The organism is Streptomyces sp. 6N223 (genome assembly GCF_052246635.1).
GTDB lineage: Bacteria > Actinomycetota > Actinomycetes > Streptomycetales > Streptomycetaceae > Streptomyces.
In genome coordinates, this window is the sequence record NZ_JBQQCA010000001.1 from 270,240 (window position 1) to 294,919 (window position 24,680).

Sequence of the window (24,680 nt, forward strand, 5' to 3'; positions counted from 1 at the left end):
ATGGAGACGCTGGGAGCCATCGGGCTGGTCCTCGCCCGGCCCGCCAGGCTGCTGGGCGTGGAGCCGTTCTTCATGGAGTTCATCGCCGGCATCGAGGAACGCCTGGCCGTGCGGGGCCTGTCGGTGCTGCTCCACGTCGTGCCCACCCAGACCGAGGAGATCGCCACGCACCGGCGGTGGGCCGAGCGCGGCCTGGTCGACGCGGTCGTCGTCGTCGACCTCATCGCCGGCGACCGCCGCCCCGGCGTGCTGCACGAACTGGGACTGCCCGCCCTGCTGGTGGGCACCTGGGACGACGAGCCGGGCGGGCCGGTCACCCCGGCCGTGCGCAGCGACCACGCCGGCGCCATGCACGACGCCCTCAGCCGCCTGCTGCGCCTGGGCCACCGGCGCATCGCCCGCGTCACCGGGCCCGCCGCGCTGCTGCACACCCGGGCCAGGACGGCCGCGCTGCGCGAGGGCTGTGCCCGGGCCGGGATCGAGCCGACGCTGGTGAAGGGCGACTACTCCGCCGAGTCCGGCGCCCGGCTGACCGCACGCCTCCTCAAGGGCGAGACGCCGCCGACGGCGATCATCTACGACAACGACGTGATGGCGGTGGCGGGCCTCGGCGCGGCCAAGGATCTCGGCGTGTCGGTGCCCGCCGAGCTGTCCCTCATCGCCTGGGACGACTCGACGCTGTGCCGCCTGGCCTCGCCCGCGCTCTCCGTGATGAGCGTCGACGTGCACGAGTTCGGCGTGATCGTCGCCGACGCGGTGCTGCGGCTGCTGGACGGCGAGCCGGTCGGGCACCGCCAGTCGCCGCCCGCCCGGTTCGTGCAGCGGGGGACCACCGCCCCCGCACCGTGAGCCGCCGCGGAGGGGCCTCCTCCGCGGCGATTCCCTCTCCTGCCCGCTCCCTCCGGCCTCGCCTCAGACCGGGGCGGCCGTGGACGGCGACGGCAGGCCCGCCGCCGCCAGCGTCCCGGAGCGTGCCTCGGCGACCTCGGTGAAGCCGGCGACGTCGGTGACCTCGGTGACCTCGGTGACGGTCTCCGTGACGGCGACCCGGCCGCCCAGGCGCAGGCCGTCGAGCGGCCCGGGGTCGCCGCTGAGCAGCAGCCGCACGGCGGCCCACGGCAGGTTCACGCCGCTGAACGCCGTCTGGAAGATGCCTCCCGACGCCCTGGGATTGGCTTCGAGCAGCACCGGTTTGCCACGCCGGTGACGCAGTTGGACATTGGAGAGATAGGCGAGCTGGAAGTGGCGGACCAGCCGTTCGGCGATCCCGAGCACCTCGGGATCGGCGTACAGCCGCCGGTAACGGCCCTGCTTGGCCCGCGCGATGGCGGTCAGCAGGGTGCCCCCCGGGGCGGAGAGACAGTCGACGCTGACCTCGGGCCCGTCCAGGTAGGGCATGACGATGAACTGCGGCACCTTCTCGTCCTCGTCCGCGGCCCGTTTCAGCGCCTCCGCCACCGCGTCGACGGAGACCAGCGGGCGCGCCGGGGCGAGCAGGTCCCGCATCCGCAGCGGCGCGTCGTCCAGGATGCGGAACCCGAACGCCGAGTACTCGCCGGCCGGTTTGATGCAGACCGTCTCGCCGGACAGGGACAGCTCCTCCACCGCCTGACGCAGGCCGTCGGCGTCGGAGACGACCCGCCAGGCGGGCACGGGCACGCCCTGCGCCGCCGCCACCTCGTAGGTCCGGCTCTTGCTGGTGAGCACGGCGACCGAGGCGGGCGAGGAACACATCAGACGGGTGCCGGCCGCGGCGAACTCGTCCGCCCGGCCGGCCAGCGCGTCGAGGCGCCGGGGAGGTATCAGCACGTCGATCCGGTGCCGTCGGCAGAAATCGACAGCGAAGTCGGCGTAGACGTCGTTGTTCACTCGATGGGGTTCGACCTCGCCCACATCGCAGGCCGCGAGTGCGGGCGCGGCAGGGTCCACGTTGGTGCCGTAGATGCGCACCGGAGCGCCGTCGGGATTGTCGCGCAACATCCGCACCACCTGAGTCGTGGCTGCCCCTGCGCTGCTGAGCCATATCCGTAGAGCTATCGCGACACTCCTCTCATCACCGGGACCACGCAGGCAAAAGCCGCCGACGGCGGGAGGCCGCCGTCAGGCCATGCGGGGTCGTGTGTGAGGCAGATCATAGTCTCAGCGGATGACGCGCATGTTTCCCATCAGGTGAGAACCCGTGAGAAGTCGCCCAGCCGCCGCTTCGCGCGCTCCGCCGTCGCCTGCGCCCGGCGGCCCGTGGTGGCCGCGCCCAGCAGGAGCACCAGCGCGCCGCAGCCCGCCACCACCCACCAGCCCGCCGTCCGCGAACCCGCCGCCAGCGCGCTGCCGGCCACGGCGACGCCCAGCGCCGAGCCCACCTGCCGCCCCGTCGCCGCCACCGAGGCGGCGACCCCGGCCTGCGCCCGGGGCATCGCGGTCACCGCCGTGTTGGTGATGGGGGCGTTCACCAGCCCGAAGCCGACGCCGAACAGCACGTAGGAGGTGAACAGCCACAGCGTGGACGCCTCGGCCACGCCCGCCGCGAGCAGCACCCCGCTCGCGGTGACCGCCGTGCCCCCCAGCAGCAGCGGCAGCCGCGCCCCGAGGTGGCCGGTCAGCCGCCCCGACAGCAGCGAGCACACCAGCGTCGTCGCCGCCATCGGCAGCAGGTGGAGCCCGGCGGCCAGCGGATCGAGCCCGCGCACGTCCTGCAGGTAGAGCGTGTTGAGGAAGAGGAAGCCGCCCATCGCGGAGAAGGCGCAGACCGCGATCGCGACCGCGCCGGTGAACGGCACACTGCGGAAGAAGCGCAGCTCAAGCAGCGGGTCGCGGCGGCGCGGCTCGTACGCCAGCAGCCCGGCCAGGACGCACGCCGAGGCGGCGAAGCAGCCCAGGATCGGCGGCGAGGTCCAGCCCGCCTCGCCGCCCTCGATGATGCCGAAGGTGAGCGAGCCCAGCAGCGCCACCATCAGGATCTGCCCCACCGGGTCCAGCCGGCGCGGCCGGGGAGCGCGCGACTCCGGCACGCAGCGCGCGGTGAGGAACAGCGCCAGCAGGCCGAACGGCAGGTTGAGCCAGAAGATCGCCCGCCAGCCGAAGGCGTGTGTCAGGGCGCCGCCCAGCACCGGGCCCAGCGCCATCGAGATGCCCGCCATCGCGCCCCACACGCCGATGGCGCGGGCCAGCTCCCTGCGGTCGCGGAAGGTGTTGGTGATGATCGACATGGCCACGGGGTTGAGCATCGAGCCGCCCAGCGCCTGCAGCGCCCGGAAGGCGATCAGCCAGCCCAGGCCCGGCGCCAGGGCGCACAGCGCGGAGCCGGCGGTGAAGACCACCAGGCCCGTGCGGAACACCCGGCGGCGCCCGACGCGGTCGGCGGTCGAGCCCGACAGCATCAGGAACGCCGCGAGCACCACCGTGTAGGCGTCGACCGTCCACTGCAGCCCCGACACCTCGGCGCCCAGCTCCCGCTGGATGGAGGGCAGCGCGACGTTGAGCGCGGTGATGTCCAGGCCGACGATGAGCAGGCTCATGCAGCAGATCGCCAGCACGACCAGCCGGCGGCGGCGGGGAAGTGTCCCGGGTGGGGAGGGTTCGGTCGGCATCGTCCTAAGGCTCCCCGCCGCACGGGCGCCGCACAACCCGGCCCCCGATCCCGGGGCAAACCGGGCCGGGCCCGGCCGAGTCCCGGGCGGCCCCACGGGGAATAGGCCCCTCGTCCGCGGCGTTGTCCGGACTCTACGGAGAGCGCAAGGAGAGAACCATGCCCGAGGCCTCCCCCCACACCCACCTCGTCGCCTACCGCGCGGCCGAGCAACTGCTGGCCGCCCGCGACCCGCGGGGCGCGCTGAAGCTGCTCGACCCAGTGGTGGCCGCCCACCCCGAGCACCGGGGCGCGCGCCTGCTGCGCGCCCGCGCGTACTTCCTCTCCGCCCAGCTGCGCTCCGCCGAGCGCGACTTCCGGCACGTGGTGGAGCGGGAGCCGGACAACGCCTACGGCCACTTCGCGCTCGCCCGCACGCTGCAGCGCGCCGGCCGCGACGAGGAGGCCATCGCCCACTTCCGGCTCGCCGCCGCGCTCGACCCCCGCCCCGACTTCGTGGCCGCCGCCCGCTTCGAACGCCCCTGAGCCCGGGGCCCCGCCCCCGTCCCCCGACGCCGATCCCGCGCCCACCAGCCTCCTTGGCCCGTGGGCCGTCTCCGCCGCGGCCCGCACCCGGCCAGCCCCGGGCCGGAAGATCGCGCTAGCGTGACGCCATGACGCGTGAGGAGTTACTCGCGGCGCTCACCGCCCGCATCGACGCGGAGGACGGCCGCGGCGGCCCCGGCGGGGTCCGCGCGCCAGAGGCCGGGCCGCAGGCCGAATCGCTGCTCGGCCTCCTCGCCACCGAGCGCGGCGTCGACCCCGAGGTGCTGCGCACCCTCGGCGTCTTCCACTGGACGCGGGCCGCGGTCGCCGGCCCCCACGACCCGGTGGCCGACCGGGAGGCCGACGCCGCCCTGGCCGCGACCCTGCTCATGCCCCTCGCCCTCACCCGGCCCGACGCCCTGCCCGAGGCGGTGCGCGCCTCCTTCGCGACCGCGGCGGCCGGGCGGGACCGCACACACGTCCATGCCGAGGCGCTGTCGGACCTGGCCATGCTCCTGATGCGGCGCGGCATCCAGGCGGGGGAGAGCCCGGCCATGACCGCGGCGCTGCGGCTGCTGCGCACCGCCGCGCACGGCCTGCCACCCGGGCACCCCTCGCGCCCGGTGGTGCTGTGCAACCTCGGGTACGCCCTGCTGCTGACCGGCATCGCCGCCCACGACCCCGCCGCCCCCGTCCAGCCCGGCGCTGCGGCGATGCCGCACGTCGACGAGGCGCTGCGCGTCCTGCGCGAGGCGTTCGACACCACCCAGCGCGGCCACCTCAACTACGCCCGCTGCGCCAACGGGCTGGCCCAGGCGCTGCGCGCCAAGGCGTTCCAAAGCGGCGACCGGGAGGCGCTGGGCGAGGCGATCGGCCACTTCCGCACCGCCGTGGCCACGGCCACCGAGGTGGACGACAACCTGCCGCAGATACACGCCGACCTCGGCTCCTCGCTGCTGATGTGGGCCGACTCGGACCACGCGGCCGTCAACGAGGCGGTCACCGCGCTGGCGAACGCCGTCGCGCTCTCGCCCGAGGACGCGCCGGAGCTGCCCGAACGCCTGGACCTGCTCGCCGGGGCCCTCCAGCTCCGCTACGACGAGGCCGGGGCCCAGCCCGGGGACCTGCGCCAGGCCGCCGCGGTGCTGCGGCGGCTGCTGGCCGCCACCCCGCCCGGCTCGCCCGAACACCCCCTGCGGCAGGCCCGCCTCGGCCTGGTGCTGGTCGAGCTGGAACACCGCCGGATCGCCGGCGACCTCGGGCCCGACGCGCCCGGAACGGACGTGGATGAGCCGGTCCGGCTGCTGCGCGAGGCGCTCGCCGCGCTGCCGGAGGACAGCCCGGAGCGGATACCCCTCGGCCTCGTCCTCGAGCGCGCCGTCATGCAGCAGGTCCCGAAGACGGTCCGCGAGCGGCACGACCCCGCCACGCGCCGCCGCATGGACGCCATCGACGCCGTCGCGTACGACGCCTTCGCCCCAGGACGAGACGGCCCCGACGGCCCCGGCGGCGAGCTGGCCGGCATGCTCGCCCTCGCCTTCCGCCTCCTGGGCGCCGGCGCGGAGGACGACGGCAGCCGCAACGCGCAGCTCATGGACATGGTCGGCCTCCTCATGAACTACCCGCGGCGCGCCGGCCTCGAAGACGTCATCGCGGCCGCGATGGACGGCCTGCAGCGGCAGTTCGAGCACCTGGACCCCGCCGAACGCCCCCAGGCGATCGCCCGGTTCCTCGACCAGAACCCGCCGCCGGCCCGCCGGCCGGACCCCGCCGAGGTGGCGCCGGTCGCCGAGGCGTGCGAGCGGGCGCTGCGCGAGCTGCCGCCCGACCACGAGCACCTGCCGCTGGTACGGCTGATACGCCTGCAGCTGCGGATGGTGGACTGGCTGCGGCCCGACGCCCCGCCCACCGAGGAGCGGCTCGCCGCGATGACCGAGGCGATCACCGAGGCCATGACGGTGCTGCCGGAGATCCTCCGTGCGGTGGACATCCCCTGGACCGCGCTGCAGAGCACCGTGGTGATGGGCACCGCCCTCGCCTCGCCGTTCGAGGCCCTCGCCCAGGCAGAGGAGCACCTGCGGCGCCAGCGGCGCGAGCTGAGCGCACTGACGCCCGGCACCCCTGAGCACACCGCCAAGCGCACCGCCCTGGCCAACACCCTCTTCCACCACTTCGAGCTCCTGCACGACGAGCCCAGCTACGCCGAGGGCCGGGAGCTGGCACGCGAGCTGGTGGCCGCCTCCTTGCCGCCGGACCCGATGCTGGTCTGCGCGTGGGGGCGGGCGGTCGTCGCCAGGATCCAGCACCCGCCGCCCGAGGCAGGCGAGGACGCCATCCCCTCCAGCGGCATGGCCCGGCTGGCCTCCGACCAGGCCGCGCACGCCGCCTCCTACCGCGACGGCCCCGGCGCGCTGGAGGCCCTGGAGGAGGGCCGGGCGTACCTGCTGTCCAAGGCGATCAGCACCCGCCGCGAGGCCGAGGCACTGCGCCGCGCCGACCCGCGGCTGGCGGACCGGTTCGCCGAGCTGCGCGCGCGGCTCTCGGACTTCGGCAACCCCGGCCTCGAACCCCGGCCCGCCGGGGACCTCCAGCGCTACCGGGACCTCGCCCGGGAGTGGCACGAACTCGTCGGTCGCATCCAGGCACTCCCCGACTTCGACCGGTTCCTGCTGCCGCTGCCGCTTGGCGTGCCCGACCTCCGCGCCGCCGCGGCCGAGGGCCCGGTCGTCACCGTCAACGTCAACCACCGCCGCTGCGACGCGCTGGCGCTGACGCGCGACGGCGTCCGCCTCGTCGAGCTGCCGGCCCTGGCCGCCACCGAGGTCGCCGAGCGTGCCGAGGCATTCCACGACGCGCTCGGCCTCCTCACCGGCGGGCGGGGCGGCGCGCTCGCCGCCGGCCAGGCGCGGCAGACCGTCACCGACACCCTCGGCTGGCTGTGGGAGGTGCTGGCCGAACCGGTACTCACCGCGCTCGGCTTCGCCGGACCGGTCGAGCACGGCGTCCCCTGGCCACGGCTGTGGTGGTCGCCGACGGGGGCGCTGACCTTCCTGCCCGTGCACGCCGCGGGCCACCACGGCGAGGCGGGGGCCTCTGTCCTGGACCGGGTCGCCTCCTCCTACACGCCGAACGTGCGGGCGCTGATGCACGCCCGCTCGCACCGCGTACCCGAGCCGGGCGCCCGCTCCGCGCTCGCCGTGGCCATGCCCGAGACCCCCGGGCACGCGCCGCTGCCCCGCACCGTCGGCGAGGCCGCCACCCTCACCGCGCGGCTGCCCGGGCCCGGGCAGCTGACCGGCCCGGCCGCGACCCGCCAGGCGGTGCTGGCCGCACTGCCCGCGGCCTCCGTGGCGCACTTCGCCTGCCACGCCGCGAGCGACCGCAACGACCCCGCCGCCAGCCACCTGCTGCTGCACGACGGGCCGCTGAGCGTCACCGAGCTCAGCAGGCTGCACCTGAACGCCGCCGAGCTGGCGTACCTCTCGGCCTGCGGCACCGCCCGCGGCGGCACCCGCCTGGCCGACGAGGCGGTCCACGCGGTGTCCGCGTTCCAGCTCGCCGGATACGCCCAGGCCGTCGGCACCCTGTGGGAGATCGGCGACGACGTCGCCGCCCGGGTGGCCGCCGAGGTGCACCGCGAGCTCGCCCCCGCGCTGCCGGCCCCGGGCCGCCTCCCGGCCGCCCTGGCCCTGCACGCCGTCACCCGCCGCATGCGCCAGGCGGCTCCCCGCCGCCCCTGGACCTGGGCGGCCCTTGTGCACAGCGGCGCGTAGCCCGGGAGCCGCCCGCGCTCCCGCAGGCGCCGGCCGCCGCCCCCACCGGGTCTGGCGGTCTCCGGCGGGAGGCCCCGCGTCAGGCCGGGACGTGGACGCGGCGCGCGGCCTCGGCGATGGACTCCGCGTCGATGCCCGCCGCGTGGAGCTGCTGGGCCTCGGTCGCCGATCCCGGCATGTTCCGCACGGCCAGCCGCACGAGCCGGGGCGGCGGGCGGCCGTCGCCGAACGCCTCCAGCACCGCGTCGCCGATGCCGCCCTCGGGACGGTGGTCCTCGACCGTGATCAGGCAGCCGGTCTCCTCGGCCGCCGCCCGCAGCGTGGGCACGTCCACGGGCTTGACCGAGTACAGGTCGATGACGCGCGCCAGGAGGCCCTCGCGCGCCAGCGCGTCGGCGGCGGCCAGCGCCTGGTGCACCGTCACGCCGGCCGCGACGATGGTGACCTGGTCGCGCCCGGTGGCGCGCAGGACCTTGCTCCCGCCGACCGGGAACCGCTCGTCGGGGCCGTAGATCACCGGCGAGGCGCCGCGCGTGGTGCGCAGGTAGCGCACTCCGGTGCCGTCGGCCATGGCGGCGACCAGGTGCGCGGTCTGGTTGGCGTCGCACGGGTAGAGCACGGTGCTGTCGTGCACCGAGCGCATCAGCGCCAGGTCCTCCAGGCCCATCTGCGAGGGGCCGTCCTCGCCGATGGCGACGCCGGCGTGGGAGCCGACCAGGCAGATCCCGGCCCGGCTGACGGCCGCCATGCGGATGAAGTCGTGGGCGCGGGTGAAGAACGCGGCGAAGGTGGTGACGAACGGCGTGAAGCCCCTGACCTGCATGCCGACCGCCGCCGCCACCAGCTGCTGCTCGGCGATGTAGCACTCGAAGAACCGGTCGGGGTGCTCCTTGGCGAAGTGCTCCGCCCGCGTGGAGTCGCTGACCTCGCCGTCGAGCGCCACCACCTCGGGACGGGCGGCGCCCACCGCGGCCAGGGCCCGCCCGTAGGCGTCGCGGGTGGCGGCCCTCTCGCCGGCCTCGAAGCGCGGCAGCGCCACCGGCGCCTCGCGCGGCCGGCGGGGCGCGGTCGCGGCGGCCGGCGGGCGTATCTCGACCCGCAGCCCGCGGTCGCCGCCCAGCTCGGCGATGGCCTCCTCGGCGTCGGGCACCGGCTTGCCGTGGGCGCCCTCCCGGTTCTCCACGGCGGCGACGCCGCGTCCCTTCAGCGTCCGGGCGATCACGGCGGTGGGGCGGTCGGTGACGGACGCCGCCTCGGCGTAGGCCGCGTCGATGGCGGCCGGGTCGTGCCCGTCGATCTCGACGGTGTGCCAGCCGCAGGCCCGCGCCCGGCGCCCGTACGCCTCGAGGTCCCACTGGAAGCGCGTGGGCCCGCGCTGCCCGAGCCGGTTGACGTCGACGATGGCGGTGAGGCTGCCGAGCCGCTCGTACCCGGCGTGGTCGAACGCCTCCCAGATGGAGCCCTCGGCCATCTCGCTGTCGCCGCACAGCACCCACACCCGGTAGGGGATGTCGCCGAGCCGCTGGCCCGCGAGCGCCATGCCCACGCCGATGGGCAGCCCCTGCCCGAGCGAGCCGGTGGCCACGTCGACCCACGGCAGCCGGGGCGTGGGGTGGCCCTCCAGCCTGCTGCCCAGCTCGCGGAAGGTGAGCAGCTCCTCGTCGGAGATGGCGCCGGCCGCCTTGAACATGGCGTACAGCAGCGGCGAGGCGTGCCCCTTGGAGAAGACGAGCCGGTCGTTCCCGGGGTGTGCCGGCCAGTTGATGTCGTAGCGCAGGTGCCGGGCCAGCAGCACCGCCATGAGGTCGGCCGCGGACAGCGACGAGGTGGCGTGGCCAGAGCCGGCCGTGGAGCTGGCGCGCACCGAGTCCACGCGGAGCTGCTGCCCGAGCTCGGCCAGGTACTGGTCAGTGGTCATGCGAACGCCCTCCCTCGGGGTCGGCACTCCGTCGCCTCGGTCGCGTCCGGGTACCCGTGCGCCCGCCTTCCTAACGCCGCGCGGACCCAGGCGTCGGCGTGAGGGAAACGTCGTCGAGAAAGGCGGTGAAGCTGTCCTTTCCGCCGCCGAAGCGGAAGGTGACCTGGCCGAAGTCGCTGGTCAGGATGGACTCGAAGCCGAAGGAGAACTTCTGCGGCGCCGTCCCCAGGTGCACCGGCCAGGTCCGGACCTCGACCAGCGGCTGGCGCGGCTGCTCCTCCCGCAGCACCGTGACGAACATCTCGGCCGCCACGCTCGCCCAGGCCGTGAACCGCAGCGTGTAGCTCACGCCCTCGCGCAGCCCCACGCCGCTGTGCCCGACCATGGCGTCCCACGGCTGCTCGGTGCCGCCGCGGACCCCGACCCGCAGCGCGCCCTGCTGGATGCGGGGCTCCACCTCGCCGTGCGGCCACCACGGGTGGACGCGCCCGGTGTCGAAGCCGCCGTTGCGCAGCAGCTCGACGTCGGACGGCTCGCCGGGCTCGCGCGAGGAGCCCCCGAGCAGCCCGGTGCCCACAGCGGCCCCGGCCCCGGCGAGGGTCCCGGCCAGCAGGACCAGCGCGCCGGGGATGATCAGCCGCCGCCGGCCGGTGCCGGCGGGGGAGGGGGGCTCCGGCTCCGGGGCGGCGGGTGGCGGCTCGGGCTCCGGCTCCCGCTCCTTCTCCCGCGCCTTCTCGTGCTCCGGCGGCTCCTGGCGCTCCGCCTGCTCGGCGGCGGCCGGGGCCGGGGTGGAGTCCGAGGCGGAGGCGGAGGCGGCGGCCCGCTCGTACAGCAGCATCAGCCGCTCGCGGGCGGCGTCGTCCCGGCCGTACCGGCTGCCCAGGAGCTCCACGAGCTGACGGGGAGGCAGCGCCCGGCCGGCGAAGAAGCGGTGAAGGGACGTCAGGCTGTAGTGAACGTCCTTCGTGCCGGCCAGCTGCCGCAGGCTGATGCCGCTCTCATCCAGCATGGTGCGTAAGTGTTCGGCGAGTTCCCGAGCCGCGGCCGGCAGCTTCTCGGGTAACGGCCTCCAGTGCCCACTTCTCACTCCCGTAGACCCTAGTCACCGCTCCCGCGCGGCACAACCGCGCCGTGAACGTTCCCTCGCCGCGCGCGTTTCCCCAGCTCACCGCGATGGAACGTTCCCCGTCGTTCCGTCCTGGCCCCCGTGCCTGGACCGCGACCTCGCCGCCCCGGCACGATCCTCGGCGTCCGCAAGGAAAGCACGAAGGAAAGGGGAACGCCATGCGGCGGTTACGAGCGGCCGCGGCCGGTGTCGTCGCGGCGACGGCGCTCGGCGTCGCCCCCTACGCGGCCGGCGCCTCGTCGGACGGGGACCCAGCCGGTGCGACGCCGGCCGGGGTCCACCGGCCGGCGGCCGGAAACCCGTTGGAGATGACGGACGGCTTCTACGTCGACCCGAACTCCAACCCGGCCGCCTGGGTGGCGGCCAACGCCGGCGACGGGCGCGCGGGGCCCATCCGGGAGCAGATCGCCGGCAGGCCCCTCGCCCGCTGGTTCGGCGACTGGGACCTCGACATCGGCACCAACGTGGCGGCGTACGTCGACGCCGCCGCGTTGGCCGACCGGCTGCCGGTCCTGGTGGCGTACAACATCCCGGGCCGCGACTGCGGCAGCCACTCCGGCGGCGGCGCCGAGGACGCCGCCGCCTACCGGGCCTGGATCGACGCCTTCGCCGCCGGCATCGGCCAGCGGCCCGCCCTGGTGATCCTCGAGCCCGACGCCCTCGCTCAGCTCGACGCCTGCCTCGACGACGCCGGGCAGCGCACCCGGCTCGACCTGCTGCGCTACGCCACCGACCGGCTGGCCGCCCAGGCGCCGAGCACCTGGACCTACCACGACGCGGGCAACGCCGGCTGGATCGCCGCCGACGTGATGGCCCAGCGCCTCGCCTCCGCCGGGCTCGCCCACGCCCACGGCTTCTCCGTGAACGTCTCGAACTACAAGACCACGCAGGACTCCGCCTCCTACGCCCAGTCCCTCAACGCCCAGCTCTCGGCCCGGCACGGCTACACCCGCCCCTTCGTCGTCGACACCAGCCGCAACGGCAGCGGCCCGCTGGGCGGCGAGTGGTGCAACCCGTCCGGCCGCATGCTCGGCGCCCCGCCGCAGGAGGGCGGCGCGAGCGGCGCCGAACTCCTCCTGTGGATCAAGGTCCCCGGCGATTCCGACGGCGAGTGCGGCATGGCACCCGACGTCCCCGCCGGCCAGTTCAGCCCCGACATCGCCATGCGCCTGATCGAGGGCACCTGACGGCCCGACGCCGCGAAGCGACCGACGCGGCCGGGTCTCCCTCGCCCACGGGGGGCGAGGGAGGCCGAACACCGGGCGGCGCCGCCCCGGACCTCCGCGCGACCCCCTCCCACCACGCGCGCGGAGTCCGGGGCGCGTCCGGCGTTGCGCCGATGCCCGAGGAACGCCCGAGGGATGTCCGAGGATGGAGGGCATGCACACCGCCCCGGACGGCAGCCCGGTCGCGCTCTACCGCCGCCTGCCCGAGCGATCCGACGACGCCGCGCTCCTCCACCGGCTGCTCCCCGAGGGCGGCAGCGTGCTCGACCTCGGCTGCGGCACCGGGCGGCTGGCCGAGCCCCTCGCCCGGCTCGGGCACCCGGTCACCGGCGTGGACAACGAGCCGGAGATGCTGGCCCACCTGCGCTCCGCCACCCCCGTGTGCGCCGACATCGCCGCCCTCGACCTGGGCGGCGAGCGCTTCGACGCGGTGCTCCTCATGAGCCACCTCATCAACGTCGCGGACGAGGCGTTCGTCGCGGCCGCGCTGCGCACCGCGCGCCGCCACCTGCGGGACGAGGGCCTCGTCGTCGCCGAGCGCTACCCGCCCGGATGGGTGGCGACCTGCGCCGAGTCCAGCCGCGAGCGCGACGGCGTGCGCTTCACGCTGACCGGCGTTCAGCGGCGGGACGGCGTGCTCACCGCCACCGTGCGCTACGAGTTCGACGGGCTCGCCGCCGACCAGCGGTTCTCGGCGCGGGACGCCGGCGACGAGCGGCTCGACGAACTCGCGGGCGCCGCCGGCCTGCGGCTCGACTCCGCGCTCAACCCCGCCGGCACCCTGACGCTGCTCCGCCCGCGGACCAGCGCCCGGTAGCCCCGCGGGCCGGGAGCCTGACCGGCCGTCACCTGGTGGCGCCGTACGAGGCCGCTCCTTGGTGATCGTCTTCACATCCGTGCGTGACGCATTGCCCGTCGGCGGGGTTAATGGATACGGTCACGAAAACCGTTTTCAACGAGTGGCAGATGGAGGGGCGCGTCGTTGTCCGCCACGAGACAGGCCGCGAGACAGGCCGCGAGACTGCGGGGGCGGCGCCGGTCCGCCGGGGCGCTGGTGGGCGCGTACCTCGGCCTGGTGCTGGCCATCCTGGCCGTTCTCGTGGTCTCCGCGGCGACCGGGCCGGCGGATGTGGGGGCGGTCGATGCCGTGCGCATCATCGTCGGTCACCTCATCCCCGACGCGCCGTGGATGAGTGACGGTTCGATCAGCCTGCTCCAGGATCAGTCGGTGTGGCAGTTCCGGCTGCCGCGTACGCTGCTGGCCGGTCTGGCGGGGGCGGGGCTGGCGCTGGCGGGTGCGCTGATGCAGGCGGCGGTGCGCAATCCGCTGGCCGAGCCGTATGTGCTGGGGGTCTCGGCCGGGGCGGGTGTCGGTGCGGTGGCGGTGATCACGCTGGGCTCGGCCGCCGTGGGCGGGCTCCCGCTCAGCGGTGCGGCGTTCCTCGGCGCGCTGGGTGCGACCGCTGCCGTCTACCTGCTGGCCCGGCAGGACGGGGTGCTGGCGCCGACGCGCATGATCCTGGCGGGGGTCGCCCTGGGCTCGCTGCTCAGCGCGGTGACGAGCTACCTGACGCTGACCACCGAGGCCCAGAACGTCTTCAGCGTGCTCTTCTTCCTCCTGGGCAGTGTCTCGGCGGCGACCATGGATCAGCTGGCGGTCCCGGCCGCCGCGCTGGCCGCCGTCACGCTCTACGCGCTGGCCAACGCCCGGGCGCTGAACGCCCTGCTGGTGGGCGATGAGAGCGCCACGGCGCTGGGTGTCAACGTCAACCGGCTGCGTGGACGCCTGGTGATCGCCGCCTCCCTGCTGACCGGCGCGGTCGTGGCGGTCAGCGGCGGCATCGGATTCGTCGGGCTGGTCATCCCGCACACCGCCCGCATCCTCGTCGGGGCCGACCACCGCCGGATGCTGCCGGTCGCCATCCTGGGTGGTGCGTTGTTCCTGATGGCTGCCGATGTGCTGGCGCGGACGGTCGCGGAGCCGACGGAGATTCCCATCGGGATCGTGACCGCGGTGGTGGGTGCGCCGTTTTTCCTGTGGCTGATACGCCAGGGACGCGCGGCCCGGGCGGGGATGCTGCGATGAGGGTGGACTTCGCGGATGTGGCGGTGGCGCTGGGCGGTACCCGCATCGTGCACGGGGCGACGTTCAGTGTGGAGCCGGGTCAGGTCGCGGGGCTGGTGGGCCCCAACGGCAGTGGGAAGTCCACGCTGCTGCGCAGTCTGTACCGGGTCGTCCGGCCGGAAGCCGGCACGGTCGGCATCGGCGGGAAGGACGTGTGGCAGTTGCCGCCGCGGGTGGTGGCGCGGCAGGTCGCGGTCATGACGCAGGAGACGACCGCCGACTTCGATCTGGATGTGCTGGACGTGGTGCTGCTGGGCCGTCTGCCCCACCACCGGGGCTTCGGGGGTGACTCCGCGCTCGATCTGGAGCTTGCGGACCGGGCGTTGGCCCGTGTCGGAGCCACCGGGTTGGCGGGACGCCTCTTCGCCGGGTTGTCGGGCGGGGAGAAGCAGCGGGTGCTGCTGGCGCGTGCCCTGGTGCAGGACAGCAGGGTGCTGGTGCTCGACGAGCCCACCAACCACCTGGACGTCTCCTTCCAGCTCGAACTCATGCGCATCATCGGCGAACTGGGGCTGACCACGCTCGCGGCACTGCACGATCTGAACCTGGCGGCGGCCCACTGCGATGTCGTCGCCGTCATGAACCAGGGGCGGATCATCACCCACGGACCGCCGCAGGAGGTCCTGACGCCCGAGCTGATCGGCGAGGTCTTCGGCGTGCGGGCACACCGGCTCAGCCACCCGGCCACCGGGCGGCCCCTGATCGCCTTCTCCCCCCGGCCATCCCCCGCACCACACGACCCGGCACCCGAGCAGCACGCCAAGGAGCACGCACCATGACCCGCCCCACCCGACCCACCCACCCCTCCCGGCTCGCTGTCGCGGGGGCGGGCCTGGCCTGTCTCGGCCTGCTCGCCCTGACCGCCTGCGGCTCGGGCGTCACCGAACCGCAGGACGACGGCCAGGGCGCCGGCGGCCGGCAGCCCACCGTGGTCACCAACTGCGGCCGCCAGGTCGAACTCTCCACCACACCCGGGGCGATCGTGGGACTGAGCCCTTCCCAGACCGAGCTGCTGCTGCGCCTGGGCGTGGGTGAGCGGATGGTGGGCCAGGCGCAGACCGCCACCGCGCCGCTGCCCCAGGACCTGCGGGAGGAGGCGAAGGACATTCCGGTGCTCAGCCAGGACGCCCCGCCGACGCGGGAGGTGCTGCTGCAGGCCGGGCCGGACTTCGTGGTCGCCCCCACCGCTTACGAGTTCACCGCCGAACAGGGCTTTGCCAGCATCGAGCAGCTCGACCAGGCGGGCGTGGCCGCCTACATCGCGACCGGCGGCTGCGAGGACCGCCGCATGACCGGCACCGTCGACGACCTCTTCACCGACCTGGACAGCCTCGGCCGCGCCCTCGGCGTGACCCGGGCCGCCACCCAGCTCGCCGAGGAGGCCCAGGCCACCCTGGACGACGTCGCCGAACGCGTCGCCGGCCGGCAGCCCGTGACCGTCGCCCAGGTCTACGTCGAAGGCAGCACACTCTCCGCGATCGGCGCCGGCATCGAGTACGACATCATCCGCCGCGCCGGCGGCGAGAACGTCTTCGGCCCCGACGACGCCGCGTTCGCCGACTTCTTCGCCGCCCAGATCAACCCCGAGACGCTCGCCGAACGCAACCCACAGGCCCTCGTCTTCGCCGTCAACAGCCCCGAACACGAGCAGGCCACCCGCGACTACCTCACCCGCACCTTCCCCGACCTCGACGCCGTCCGCAACGACCGCCTCATCGCCATCTCCGCCTCCGACGTCTACCCCGGCACCCTCGGCAACGTCGACGCCGTCGCCGACATCGCCGCGGGCCTCTACCCCCGGGCATTCTGAACACCCGGTCGTCTCCGGCCGGCGGCGTCAGGGTGACGTGACGGCCAGTACGCGGTTCAGCGCGCTGTCGGGGCGGGCGGTGAGCTGCTCCCAGGTGCCTTCCTCCGCGATGCGGCCGGCTTCGAGGACGGCGATGCGGTCGGCCCGGCGAATGGTCGCGGGGCGGTGGGCGATGACGATCGTGGTGCGGCTCTTCCTGCCGAGCGCGGCGGCGAGTTCGGCGTCGCCGGCGTTGTCCAGGTGGGCGGTGGTCTCGTCCAGGACCAGGACCCGGGGCTCCGCGAGCAGGGCGCGGGCGAGGGCGATGCGGGCGCGCTGGCCGCCGGAGAGGGTGAAGCCGCGCTCGCCGACGAGGGTGTCCATGGGGGCGATCCCGTCCACGCCGCACAGCTGCGCTGTTTCAGCGAGGAGGTGTTCGTCCGCGTCCGGTGCGCCCAGGCGCAGGTTGTCGGCGAGGGTTCCGTGGAAGAGGGGGGTGTGCTGGCCCACCACGGCGACGGCGCCGCGGAGGTGGGCGTCGGCGAGGTCACGGAGATCGATGGGCTCACCGCCGTCGGGCACCAGCTGGACGGCTCCCGCGGAGGGGTCCCAGAAACGCGCCAGCAGATGGGCGCAGGTCGACTTGCCCGCCCCCGAGGCGCCGACCAGGGCAAGGGTCCGCCCCGCGGGAACCGTCAACTCGACTCCGTCCAGCACCGGCCGGCCCCCGTAGTCGAAGCTCACCCGGTGCAGCCGGACGCCCAGCGGGCCCGGCGGAAGCGGGCGTGGCGAAGCGGGCGGCGGGGCGAGAGCGGGGGCTTTCAGGGCCGCGTGGACCCGGGCGGCCGCGGCGCGCAGACCCACGGCCTGGCTCAGTGCCCTGGCCGACTCGGCGACCGGGCCCAGCACCGACAGGGCCAGCGCCACTGCCGCCGGTGCCCACGCCCCGTGCAGCCGCCCGGAGGTCACGGACTGCGCGGCGGCGACCACCACCCCGAGGACCGCGAGCACGATGAGGAGGTCGCGGACGGCGGCGGCCATGGCCTCCCAGGTGGCCTCGGCCTGCTGGGCCTCTCCCACCCTTCGGCCCTGTTCGGCGATGTGGCCGCGCCGCGTGGCAAGCCCGCCGAAGGCGAGCAGTTCGCGCAGCCCGTCGACGGTCTCCACGGTGTCGGCGGACAGCTTCGCGGCGGCCGCCCGGGTGCGGGCCCCGCGCGCCGCGCGTCCGCGGGCGTCGGCGAAGGGCGCCGCGGCGAGCAGCGCGGCCACCGGCAGCACCGCTGCCAGCAGCCACGGCTCCACTGTGGCCAGTGCCGCGGAGGCGCCGGTGAACACGACGCCGGAGGCGAGAAGTTGGGCCGTGGTATGGGCGTAGAAGAACTCCAGGGCCTCCACGTCGGCCATCGCGGTGGCGGCCAGGTCTCCGCTGCGCCTGCCGGCCACACGAGCGGGCGCGCTGCGGGCGAGCCCGTCGAAGATCCGCACGCGCAGCTCGGCCAGCACCCGGTAGGCGAGGTCGTGCGAGAGGTCCATCTCCCGCCAGGTCATCAGGGCGCGTACGAGGACGAGGACGACGAGAGCGATGACCGTGCCGGCCGACGGGGCGCGGCCGGAGATGACGGCGGTTCCGACGGTGTGCGCGGCCAGCGTCAGCAACGTGACCAGCGAGCCCTGTTCGATGAGGGCGGCGGCGCAGGTGCGGGCCACCATGGCCCGGTGCCCGGCGAGCGCGGGGAGCAGGGCGCGCAGTGACCCGCGCGCGGGCACGGACACGTCGGTGGTGCCGCTGTCCGCCGTGCCGATGTCCGCTGTGCCGCTGTCGTTGGTGCTGCTCATGCGGCGAGTCCTCCTTCATGAGTGCGGCCCGCCCTGACGAGCTCCGCGTAGACGCCCCCGGCCGCGACGAGGGCCGCGTGCTCGCCGACGGCCTCCACCCGTCCGCGGTCCAGCACCACGATCCGGTCGGCATGCTGGACGGCGGCGAGCCGGTGGGCCACCACCAGGACGGTTCGGCCTCCCGCGGCGTCCAGCAGCTCGCGGACGATGTCCGCCTCGCGGCGTTCGTCGACCGAGCTCGTGGCCTCGTCGAGGACGAGCACCGGGGCATCGGCCAGCAGGGCCCGCGCGAGGGCGAGCCGCTGCCGCTGGCCACCGGACAGGGTGGCGCCGCGCTCGCCGAGGACGGTGGCGTAGCCGTCCGGCAGGACGGCGATCTCGTCGTGGATGCCGGCGGTGCGTGCCGCGCGGACCAGGGCGTCGTCCGTGGCCGTCGGCCGGGCCAGGCGCAGGTTGTCGGCGATGGTGGCCTGGAAGAGGTGGGTCTCCTGGGAGACGACGGCGATGCCCTGCCGCAGGGACTCGAGCGTGTACTCGGCCGCGTCGCGGCCGTCGATGAGGATCCGGCCCTGCCGGGGGTCGCGATGGCGCAGGAGCAGGGCGATCAGCGTGGACTTGCCGGCGCCCGAAGGGCCGACGAGCGCGGTGGTGCGCCCCGCCTCGGCGGTGAACGTGACGCCGCGGAGGACGGGGCTCCCCGCGGCCTCGTAGCCGAATTCCACGTTCTCGAAGCGCAGGTGGGGCGGCCCCGGCCAGTGTGCCTGTGCTGTTCCCGTGTCGGGGACCGCGGGTTCGGCGGTGCGCAGCGCGACGAGCCCGTCGGCGGCCGAGACGCCCAGGTACCCGGCGTGCCACTCGCGGGACAGGTCGCGCACGGGACGGAAGCACTCGGAGGCCAGGAGCAGCACCAGATAGGTGCCCGTCGCCGCCGTTGATCCGGTGACGGCCGACCAGCAGGCGAGCAGCGCGGCGGCCGCTGTGCCGCCCTGGATGGCCAGGTCGGTCAGTCCGGTGTCGACGAGCGAGACGCGGAGCTTGGCGACGGTTGCCCTGTGCAGCGCCGCCGAACGCTCCTCGAGCCGCTGCCGGGTGCGCCCGACGGCGCCCGCGGCCCGCAGCGCGGGCATCCCCTGCAACGCCTCGAGGTAGTCGGCGCCCAGCCCCTCGTAGGTGTCCCAGTGTTCCTTGCCGCGCTTGGCGAGGAGCCGGTCCCAGGCGCGCGGCCCGAGCAGAGCGAGCAGCAGGGCGGGGACGAGACCGACGAGGGCGGTGGGTTCGATGGCGGCCATGGCGGCGAGCAGCAGGGGCGGCACGGAGAGGGTGATCAGGAGCTGGGGCAGGTAGCGGGAGACGTAGGCATCGACGCCCTCGACCCCGTCGACGAGGGTGGTGCGGACGGCCCCGGCGCGCGATGGGGGTCCCCCCGGCCGAAGGCTGGGGGAGGTCAGGTGCGCGGGTCCGAGCCGCCCGAGGTGGGCGAGGAGTTCGTCCCTCAGGCTCACCCTGACCCGTGCTCCGGCGCGTACGGCCGTGCGCCGCTGCCGGCAGCCGAGCCCCGCACGGGCGGCGACGACGCCGAGCACCGCCCCGATGAGCATGGGCAGCCGGTCCGTGTCGCCCCGGGCCACGTCGGCGAGAGCGAGTGCCAGCAGAACGGCCTGCGCGAGGTGGGTGAGGGTGACGGCCCCCTGGAGGAGGGTGGCCGCGAGCAGGGGCCGCCGTGCGTGCCGTGCGGCGCGGCGCAGCTCCGGATGGACGATCACGAGGTTCCCTCTTCCGAATGGGTGGTGCCGAGAGCCAGGCCGTGGACGACCCAGTCCCTGCCCGGCGAGGCGCCGAGCGAGGCGCCGAGGTCCGCCTGCTGCCAGGAGCCGATGGGGCGGCCCGCCAGCCCTCGTCGGCAGGCGGCCACGTGGGCCAGTCCGACGGCGAAGCCGGCGCGCAGGTGGGCCCGGCGGATCTGCGGTGCTCCGGCGTCCGCCGGGCAGCCGTGGCCGAGCAGTACGGCGCCCGTGTCCGCGATCCATGCCTGGCCCGCGGCCCAGGCGGCGAGCGTCGGCCGGGCCTCGCCCACGGCGAGACGTCGCAGCGTGCCGTCGGGCGCCAGTTCGACGATGTGGGGTTGCGGTTCGCCGACGGCCGCGCACCACGCGAGCTCACCGGCGCTCGCCTCGGCGGCGGTGGCGAGCACCGCCCGCAGGGCGTCCCGGGGCGGTGTGTGCCGCAGCGGTGGCCGGGCACTGCGGCGGGTCAGCAGCTCCCGGGGCGTGGGCGCCCCCGCGGCCCGGCGCGCACCCTCGGGCGGCGCGACGTGCAGGGCGGCGAGGGGGTCTTCGGCGATCCCGTCGAGGCGGAGTGTGGGCGGGCGCGCGCCCAGCGCACGGGCCGCGAGCCAGAGCGCCGCGGCGGCGTGCCCGGTGTCCAGCAGCATCAGCGGCCAGGCGCGGTGACCGTAGTGGGAGACCGTGCGCTGCGGGGTGACGGAGAGCTCGACGGTCGCCCCCGGCAACGCGTCGTCGGGTTCCGGACCGAGGCGGTGCACGCGGTGGCGGAGCGGGTCGTAGCCGTAGCGCCCGGGCGGCAGCGGGCAGCCGGTGCCCACGACGAGCTGCGCGTCCACGGGATGCAGTGCGCCCGCGGACGGGGTGGGCCGCAGCCGTCCGGCACTGTCCCTGGCCGCCAGCGAGAGGCGGAGCAGCGACCACAGGTCCAGTTCCCCGGGGCCGGCCTCCGGCAGGCGGCGCGGCGGCCCGGGCCACGGGCGGACGGCGGGCCCGGCGGGCGTGTCCGGGCCGGGCCTCTCGGGAGAACGGGCGCGGGCGAGCGCGGTGACGAGATCCACGAGGCGGCCCTCACATGTGGGGCGGAGGAGCCAGCGTGAAGTCCTCCGGTGCGCTCGGCGCGGTCGTGCGCCAGCCACGGTCGAGGGCGGCATCGGCGAGGCGCGGGCAGCCGAAGTACGCAAAAGCAGCCGGGGCGTTGGGGATGAGGCCGGAGACGAGGACCCGGGCGACGCGCAGCGGCGTTTCGGCCACGTCCTCGGTGGTGAGGTCGAACGTCATGACGCGGTGGCCGCCGTCGTGGAGCGCGCGCTCCAGCCGGTCCCGGCCGCCGGGCTCGACCGCCTCGATGGGGACGATCCCGTGCGCGGGCTCGGTGAACCGCCGGGCCTCGGCCGCCATCCGCTCGTCCAGCCACACCTGGACGTGCGCGCCCAGGTCCCTTACGCGGGCGAAGTGTTCGCCGCATGCGTCGAGGTAGCGGCGGTCGTCACGGTGGTCGAGGTAGAGGCCGCGGGCGAGCAGCCCGGCCTCGACGGCCTGGAACACCCAGCCGTCGGGGTCGGTGAGACCCTGGGTGAAGACCCAGGTGTGGACGGCCTCGAGCACGGCCTTGCGGGCGGCCTCGGCCGGGTCGTACTTGCAGGCGAACCCGGCGGCATGCAGGCCGAGCCGGGGGTCGTGGACGAGCGCGGCCACGCAGGGGGCGAACTCCGAGGGCATCTCGGCCAGCCAGACGCCGAGCCCGGATCCGGCGAGGTCGTCGGCGAGGCCGGGCACGCTGGCCGGGTCGATGCCGCGGGCCGGACCGTCGAGGTGCCACCACAGTTCGAGGGCGTCGCGTTCGACGACCTCCAGCAGGCCGCGCTCGACCGCGTCGTCGAACCCCTGCCCGGTGGCGATCCCCGCGTAGTTGAGGTGGTGGGTGCGGGGCAGCGAACGCAGCTCGCCCTGGCGCCAGTTGAGGTGGGTGAGCGCGACGGGCGCCCAGACCTCGGCCACCTCCCCGCCGGGCAGCCGTTCCTCGCCGCGCGTCCACAGGGACGGCGTGTCAGGCGTGAGGGGACGGTAGGGGAACCGCTCGCGGGCGTACTGCCAGCCGGCGTAGGCGGGCAGCTCGCCGGGCCCGTACAGCCGCAGCCCCTTCTCGGTCAGCTCGGCGGCCGTGGCGCGCAGCGGCGCGCCGGGGTGGCCGGGCGGCGGCACGCGGTTGCCGCAGTACCGCTCGATTCCCTCCGCTATGGCGGCTGTTCGGGCGCCCTCGGGGTCGCCGAAGGTCGTGCCGAGCGACACCCGGTCGGCGGGCCACAGGCCGAGCTTCCGGGCATCGGCGATCTCTGCGGTGAGCGCCGTGTAGCGGGGCGGTGCGCCCGCGGGGTGCTCGACAGGCTTGACCTTGCGGACGATGCCGCAGACGGGGTCGACGAGGGCTTCCAGCGGCAGCGCCGTCATCGCAGGATCTCCTGTTCGGGATCGGTGGATTCGTGACGGGACCGGAGAACGGGCAGCCGCAGCACCACGCGCCCGGGTTCGACCTCGCGCCGGGAGGCGAGCAGGCGGGTGGCGGTGATCGGGTCGTCACCGGTGTGGGGGTTGCGGGCGTGGGCCGGAAAGTGGTGCCCGGCGATCTCCAGGCGGAGCCGGGTGCCCGCGGGCAGGCGCCGCGCGAGCCGGCCGAGCACCACGGTGAACTCGGCGGGCCGCCCCGGAGGATCCGCGCGTCGGACGACGCCCACGGCCAGCCGCCGCGCCATGCCCTCCGGGGTGACCGCGGCGAGCCGGGCGAACCAGTCGGCGAACGGCGTGCCGGCGGTGGCCCGCAGCCGCACCTCGGCGAGGCCGACGACGTCCAGCGGGTGTGGCAGCGGCGCGGTGACGAGGACGCAGCGGTCGGGCGTTCCCTCGGCGGGGACGGTCAACGTCCCGGACAGCACGGGGCGTTCGGGATCGGCCGTGAACGAGGCCCCGCGCAGCGGCAGCACCTCCGGACGGTACGGCTCGCCCTCCGTGCCGGCGGGCACCCACAGCGGGCTGCCACCCAGCGCGACCACACCCCCGTGCCCGTGCCGCAGCTCCCCGGCGAGGGCGAGGCGGGCCCAGCGCGCGTAGAGGTCGCCGAGTCCCACCCGGTGCGCGGGCTCGGCGTCGGGCCCGGGCTCGGCGACGAGGCCGTGCCCCCAGGGGCCCATCAGCAGTCGCGCCGAGGGCTTGCCCCACCAGCGCCACAGCGCGACGGTGTCCTCGGCGAAGTGGTCGTGATGGCCGCCCACCGCGAGTAAGGGGGTCCCGGCCTGCCTGGCCCATGAGCCGGGCCGGCGGCGCGCGCGGTGCCGCCACACGCCAGGCCAGGAGGGCAGGTTCCGGCCGAGCCTCGCGGGCAGGCCACTCACCGGCAGGTGGGCCAGCAGCTCCGGGTCGGCGGCGAGGGCCTTTTCCAGGGCCTTGTCGTCGGAGTCCCGCCGGTCTCCGTGAGCCGCCCACCACCCGGCGCGGGCCCACAGGCGTTCCACGCCCGAGGGTTCGCGAGCCGTCTCGGCGGTGCCCAGTGCCGGCACGGCGGCGATGACGGCGTCGGGGCGAGCGCCCTCGGGCGCCTCCAGCGCGAGGGCGAGGGCGCAGTGCGCGGCGTAGGAGGAGCCTGACGCCACCAGCCTCCCGTCGCTCCAGGGCTGCCGGCGGAGCCACCGGACGGTTGCCGCCCCGTCGGCGGCCTCGTTCTCGTACGGGTGCCAGTCGCCCGCCGAGGCGTGCCGCCCTCGCACGTCCTGTGCCACCGCGGCGAACCCGCGCCGGGCCCATCCGCGCAGCTCGGCGCGGTGCCGTCGCCTGTCGTAGGGCGTGCGGACGAGGACGGCCGGGAAGGGGCCGTCGCCGTCCGGGAGCCGGACGTCGGTGGCGAGGCCCTCGACGGCCACGGTGAGCAGCGTCATCCGGCCTTCCCGGGCATCGGGGCGACGTCGGGGACGGGCAGCACGGGGTGCTCGGTGACGGTCAGCGTGCGCAGGTCGACCCGGCGGAGACGGCGCCGCGGGGGCAGCCCTCCGGTGTGGGGGGCGTCGGTGGCCCACCGGGTGAGGTCGTCGGCCAGCAGGGCGGCGAGCAACGCGGCTGCCGGAGCGGGGAGTTGGATGGGGGCGCCGGAGGTACGCGGGCCGCTCCAGTAGGCGGACAGCTCGCGGTGCGCGGGCGAGGCGGCGAGCCGCCGTGCACGGACGTGGGACGAGGTGACGTCACCGGCAGCGGCTGCCAGGGGCTCCACGTACGCCTGCCAGCCCTCGCGGTGACAGCGCAGCCAGGCGATGCCGCGCTCGGGCAGCCGGTCGGCCGTGTCCCACAGCCCTTCGGGCACGGGGCCGTCCAGGCACCACACGACGGCGGCGGGCTGTCCGTCGGCCGCTGTGCCGGGCTCCGCAGGCCGCGGCTCGGCGCCCTGGGCCCGCAGGGACGTGGCCAGCGGCGCGGTCAGCACGGGGTCGCCCACCAGCCGGACGTCCCGGCGCTCAGCGGGCCATTCCCTGCGCGGCGGCTCGTCGGCCAGGTATCCGGCGCCTTCGAAGGCATGGACGATCTGGTCGAGTTCGGCGTCCGGCCGGCCCGTCGCCGTGCCGGAGAGCCGGGCCAGCAGTGCCTCCTGGTCCGCGTCGCCGGTCCGTACGCGGAGGAACTGCCCGTCGGTCGTACGGACGGCGAGCCCCCGCCCGGGAACGGCGACGACCTCGACCCCGGGGGCGAGCCGGCTGCGGGACACGTGGCTTCTCCTGTCGGTGAGGGCCGTGGTGGAGCGGGTGGGCCCGCCCTGAAGGCGGCGGGCGGGCCCACGGTCGGGGGCGTTTACCCCTTGCTCACTCCTCGGTGTCGTCGAAGGGGTTCTCGACGAGGGCGTTGGAGTGGGAGGCCGAGTCGTGGGCCAGCTGGCCCGGGTCGGCGATCGGCTCGAAGACCTGCTCGTTGTCCATGAACTCTCCTTCATCGCAGGGGAGGTACGGCGTTCGGCTG

General features: G+C 75.5%; 19 protein-coding genes. 8 read left to right on the forward strand and 11 right to left on the reverse strand.

The features are described 5' to 3' along the window. A complete protein-coding gene (locus ACTWQH_RS01125; RefSeq protein WP_443284344.1) occupies window positions 1–849 on the forward strand; it encodes a LacI family DNA-binding transcriptional regulator in 849 nt (282 codons plus the stop codon). 63 nt (window positions 850–912) lie between these two features. Here the strand turns inward: ACTWQH_RS01125 and ACTWQH_RS01130 are convergent, their stop codons facing one another. Further along, window positions 913–2,070: an ATP-grasp domain-containing protein gene (locus tag ACTWQH_RS01130; protein WP_443284451.1), complete on the reverse strand. Its 1,158-nt coding sequence runs from the start codon at window positions 2,068–2,070 to the stop codon at window positions 913–915. Window positions 2,071–2,165: 95 nt separating this feature from the next. After that, entirely contained in the window at window positions 2,166–3,587 is a 1,422-nt protein-coding gene (locus tag ACTWQH_RS01135) for an MFS transporter (protein WP_443284345.1), read from the reverse strand. 158 nt (window positions 3,588–3,745) lie between these two features. Between ACTWQH_RS01135 and ACTWQH_RS01140 the strand changes: the two genes are divergently transcribed. Beyond that, window positions 3,746–4,111, forward strand: coding sequence for a tetratricopeptide repeat protein (locus ACTWQH_RS01140; protein ID WP_443284346.1), 366 nt, complete (start codon window positions 3,746–3,748; stop codon window positions 4,109–4,111). Between the two features lie 128 nt (window positions 4,112–4,239). After that, entirely contained in the window at window positions 4,240–7,884 is a 3,645-nt protein-coding gene (locus tag ACTWQH_RS01145; RefSeq protein ID WP_443284347.1) for a CHAT domain-containing protein, read from the forward strand. Between the two features lie 79 nt (window positions 7,885–7,963). Here ACTWQH_RS01145 and ACTWQH_RS01150 read toward each other — a convergent pair whose 3' ends face one another. Together ACTWQH_RS01150 and ACTWQH_RS01155 are read right to left on the reverse strand one after the other, a co-directional pair. Further along, window positions 7,964–9,802: a transketolase gene (locus ACTWQH_RS01150; protein WP_443284348.1), complete on the reverse strand. Its 1,839-nt coding sequence runs from the start codon at window positions 9,800–9,802 to the stop codon at window positions 7,964–7,966. Window positions 9,803–9,872: 70 nt separating this feature from the next. Further along, the gene (locus ACTWQH_RS01155) at window positions 9,873–10,889 is read right to left on the reverse strand and encodes a carbohydrate binding domain-containing protein (RefSeq protein ID WP_443284349.1); all 1,017 of its coding nucleotides are present in this window, start codon (window positions 10,887–10,889) and stop codon (window positions 9,873–9,875) included. Between the two features lie 197 nt (window positions 10,890–11,086). Here ACTWQH_RS01155 and ACTWQH_RS01160 point away from each other — a divergent pair, with 197 nt between their 5' ends. The 5 genes from ACTWQH_RS01160 (at window position 11,087) to ACTWQH_RS01180 (ending at window position 16,089) form a co-directional block, all read left to right on the forward strand. Continuing rightward, window positions 11,087–12,115: a glycoside hydrolase family 6 protein gene (locus ACTWQH_RS01160; protein WP_443284350.1), complete on the forward strand. Its 1,029-nt coding sequence runs from the start codon at window positions 11,087–11,089 to the stop codon at window positions 12,113–12,115. Between the two features lie 193 nt (window positions 12,116–12,308). Beyond that, a complete protein-coding gene (locus tag ACTWQH_RS01165; protein WP_443284351.1) occupies window positions 12,309–12,971 on the forward strand; it encodes a class I SAM-dependent methyltransferase in 663 nt (220 codons plus the stop codon). Window positions 12,972–13,136: 165 nt separating this feature from the next. Continuing rightward, window positions 13,137–14,240: a FecCD family ABC transporter permease gene (locus tag ACTWQH_RS01170; RefSeq protein ID WP_443284352.1), complete on the forward strand. Its 1,104-nt coding sequence runs from the start codon at window positions 13,137–13,139 to the stop codon at window positions 14,238–14,240. Continuing rightward, the gene (locus ACTWQH_RS01175; protein WP_443284353.1) at window positions 14,237–15,058 is read left to right on the forward strand and encodes an ABC transporter ATP-binding protein; all 822 of its coding nucleotides are present in this window, start codon (window positions 14,237–14,239) and stop codon (window positions 15,056–15,058) included. Before ACTWQH_RS01170 ends, ACTWQH_RS01175 begins: the two co-directional genes overlap by 4 nt. Then, the gene (locus tag ACTWQH_RS01180; RefSeq protein ID WP_443284354.1) at window positions 15,055–16,089 is read left to right on the forward strand and encodes an ABC transporter substrate-binding protein; all 1,035 of its coding nucleotides are present in this window, start codon (window positions 15,055–15,057) and stop codon (window positions 16,087–16,089) included. The genes ACTWQH_RS01175 and ACTWQH_RS01180 overlap by 4 nt, the downstream gene beginning before the upstream one ends. Window positions 16,090–16,116: 27 nt before the next feature. On the opposite strand, the gene ACTWQH_RS01185 is transcribed toward ACTWQH_RS01180, so the two are convergent. From ACTWQH_RS01185 to amiA, 7 genes are all read right to left on the reverse strand, one after another. Next, window positions 16,117–17,904, reverse strand: coding sequence for an ABC transporter ATP-binding protein (locus ACTWQH_RS01185; protein WP_443284355.1), 1,788 nt, complete (start codon window positions 17,902–17,904; stop codon window positions 16,117–16,119). Next, window positions 17,901–19,667 carry an ABC transporter ATP-binding protein/permease gene (locus tag ACTWQH_RS01190; protein ID WP_443284356.1) on the reverse strand — a complete coding sequence of 589 codons (1,767 nt, stop codon included), beginning with the start codon at window positions 19,665–19,667 and terminating at the stop codon, window positions 17,901–17,903. Before ACTWQH_RS01190 ends, ACTWQH_RS01185 begins: the two co-directional genes overlap by 4 nt. After that, window positions 19,664–20,746, reverse strand: a complete 1,083-nt coding sequence (locus ACTWQH_RS01195; protein WP_443284357.1) for a nitroreductase family protein — start codon at window positions 20,744–20,746, stop codon at window positions 19,664–19,666. Before ACTWQH_RS01195 ends, ACTWQH_RS01190 begins: the two co-directional genes overlap by 4 nt. Before the next feature lie 10 nt (window positions 20,747–20,756). After that, a complete protein-coding gene (locus ACTWQH_RS01200) occupies window positions 20,757–22,136 on the reverse strand; it encodes a YcaO-like family protein (protein ID WP_443284358.1) in 1,380 nt (459 codons plus the stop codon). Next, on the reverse strand, window positions 22,133–23,614 hold the full coding sequence (locus ACTWQH_RS01205) for a CocE/NonD family hydrolase (protein WP_443284359.1): 1,482 nt from the start codon (window positions 23,612–23,614) through the stop codon (window positions 22,133–22,135). Before ACTWQH_RS01205 ends, ACTWQH_RS01200 begins: the two co-directional genes overlap by 4 nt. Beyond that, window positions 23,611–24,432 carry a hypothetical protein gene (locus ACTWQH_RS01210; protein ID WP_443284360.1) on the reverse strand — a complete coding sequence of 274 codons (822 nt, stop codon included), beginning with the start codon at window positions 24,430–24,432 and terminating at the stop codon, window positions 23,611–23,613. Before ACTWQH_RS01210 ends, ACTWQH_RS01205 begins: the two co-directional genes overlap by 4 nt. 94 nt (window positions 24,433–24,526) lie before the next feature. After that, window positions 24,527–24,640, reverse strand: coding sequence for a streptamidine family RiPP (gene amiA / locus ACTWQH_RS01215; protein ID WP_443284361.1), 114 nt, complete (start codon window positions 24,638–24,640; stop codon window positions 24,527–24,529). Window positions 24,641–24,680: the final 40 nt, after the last annotated feature.

Bases quoted from the DNA above. Each gene is read 5' to 3' on its own strand.
- ACTWQH_RS01125 (WP_443284344.1), top strand. From the start codon at position 1: ATGGAGACGCTGGGAGCCATCGGGCTGGTCCTCGCCCGGCCCGCCAGG.
- ACTWQH_RS01135 (WP_443284345.1), bottom strand. From the start codon at position 3,587: ATGCCGACCGAACCCTCCCCACCCGGGACACTTCCCCGCCGCCGCCGG.
- ACTWQH_RS01140 (WP_443284346.1), top strand. From the start codon at position 3,746: ATGCCCGAGGCCTCCCCCCACACCCACCTCGTCGCCTACCGCGCGGCC.
- ACTWQH_RS01145 (WP_443284347.1), top strand. From the start codon at position 4,240: ATGACGCGTGAGGAGTTACTCGCGGCGCTCACCGCCCGCATCGACGCG.
- ACTWQH_RS01150 (WP_443284348.1), bottom strand. From the start codon at position 9,802: ATGACCACTGACCAGTACCTGGCCGAGCTCGGGCAGCAGCTCCGCGTG.
- ACTWQH_RS01160 (WP_443284350.1), top strand. From the start codon at position 11,087: ATGCGGCGGTTACGAGCGGCCGCGGCCGGTGTCGTCGCGGCGACGGCG.
- ACTWQH_RS01165 (WP_443284351.1), top strand. From the start codon at position 12,309: ATGCACACCGCCCCGGACGGCAGCCCGGTCGCGCTCTACCGCCGCCTG.
- ACTWQH_RS01175 (WP_443284353.1), top strand. From the start codon at position 14,237: ATGAGGGTGGACTTCGCGGATGTGGCGGTGGCGCTGGGCGGTACCCGC.
- ACTWQH_RS01180 (WP_443284354.1), top strand. From the start codon at position 15,055: ATGACCCGCCCCACCCGACCCACCCACCCCTCCCGGCTCGCTGTCGCG.
- ACTWQH_RS01185 (WP_443284355.1), bottom strand. From the start codon at position 17,904: ATGAGCAGCACCAACGACAGCGGCACAGCGGACATCGGCACGGCGGAC.
- ACTWQH_RS01200 (WP_443284358.1), bottom strand. From the start codon at position 22,136: ATGACGGCGCTGCCGCTGGAAGCCCTCGTCGACCCCGTCTGCGGCATC.
- ACTWQH_RS01205 (WP_443284359.1), bottom strand. From the start codon at position 23,614: ATGACGCTGCTCACCGTGGCCGTCGAGGGCCTCGCCACCGACGTCCGG.
- amiA (WP_443284361.1), bottom strand. From the start codon at position 24,640: ATGGACAACGAGCAGGTCTTCGAGCCGATCGCCGACCCGGGCCAGCTG.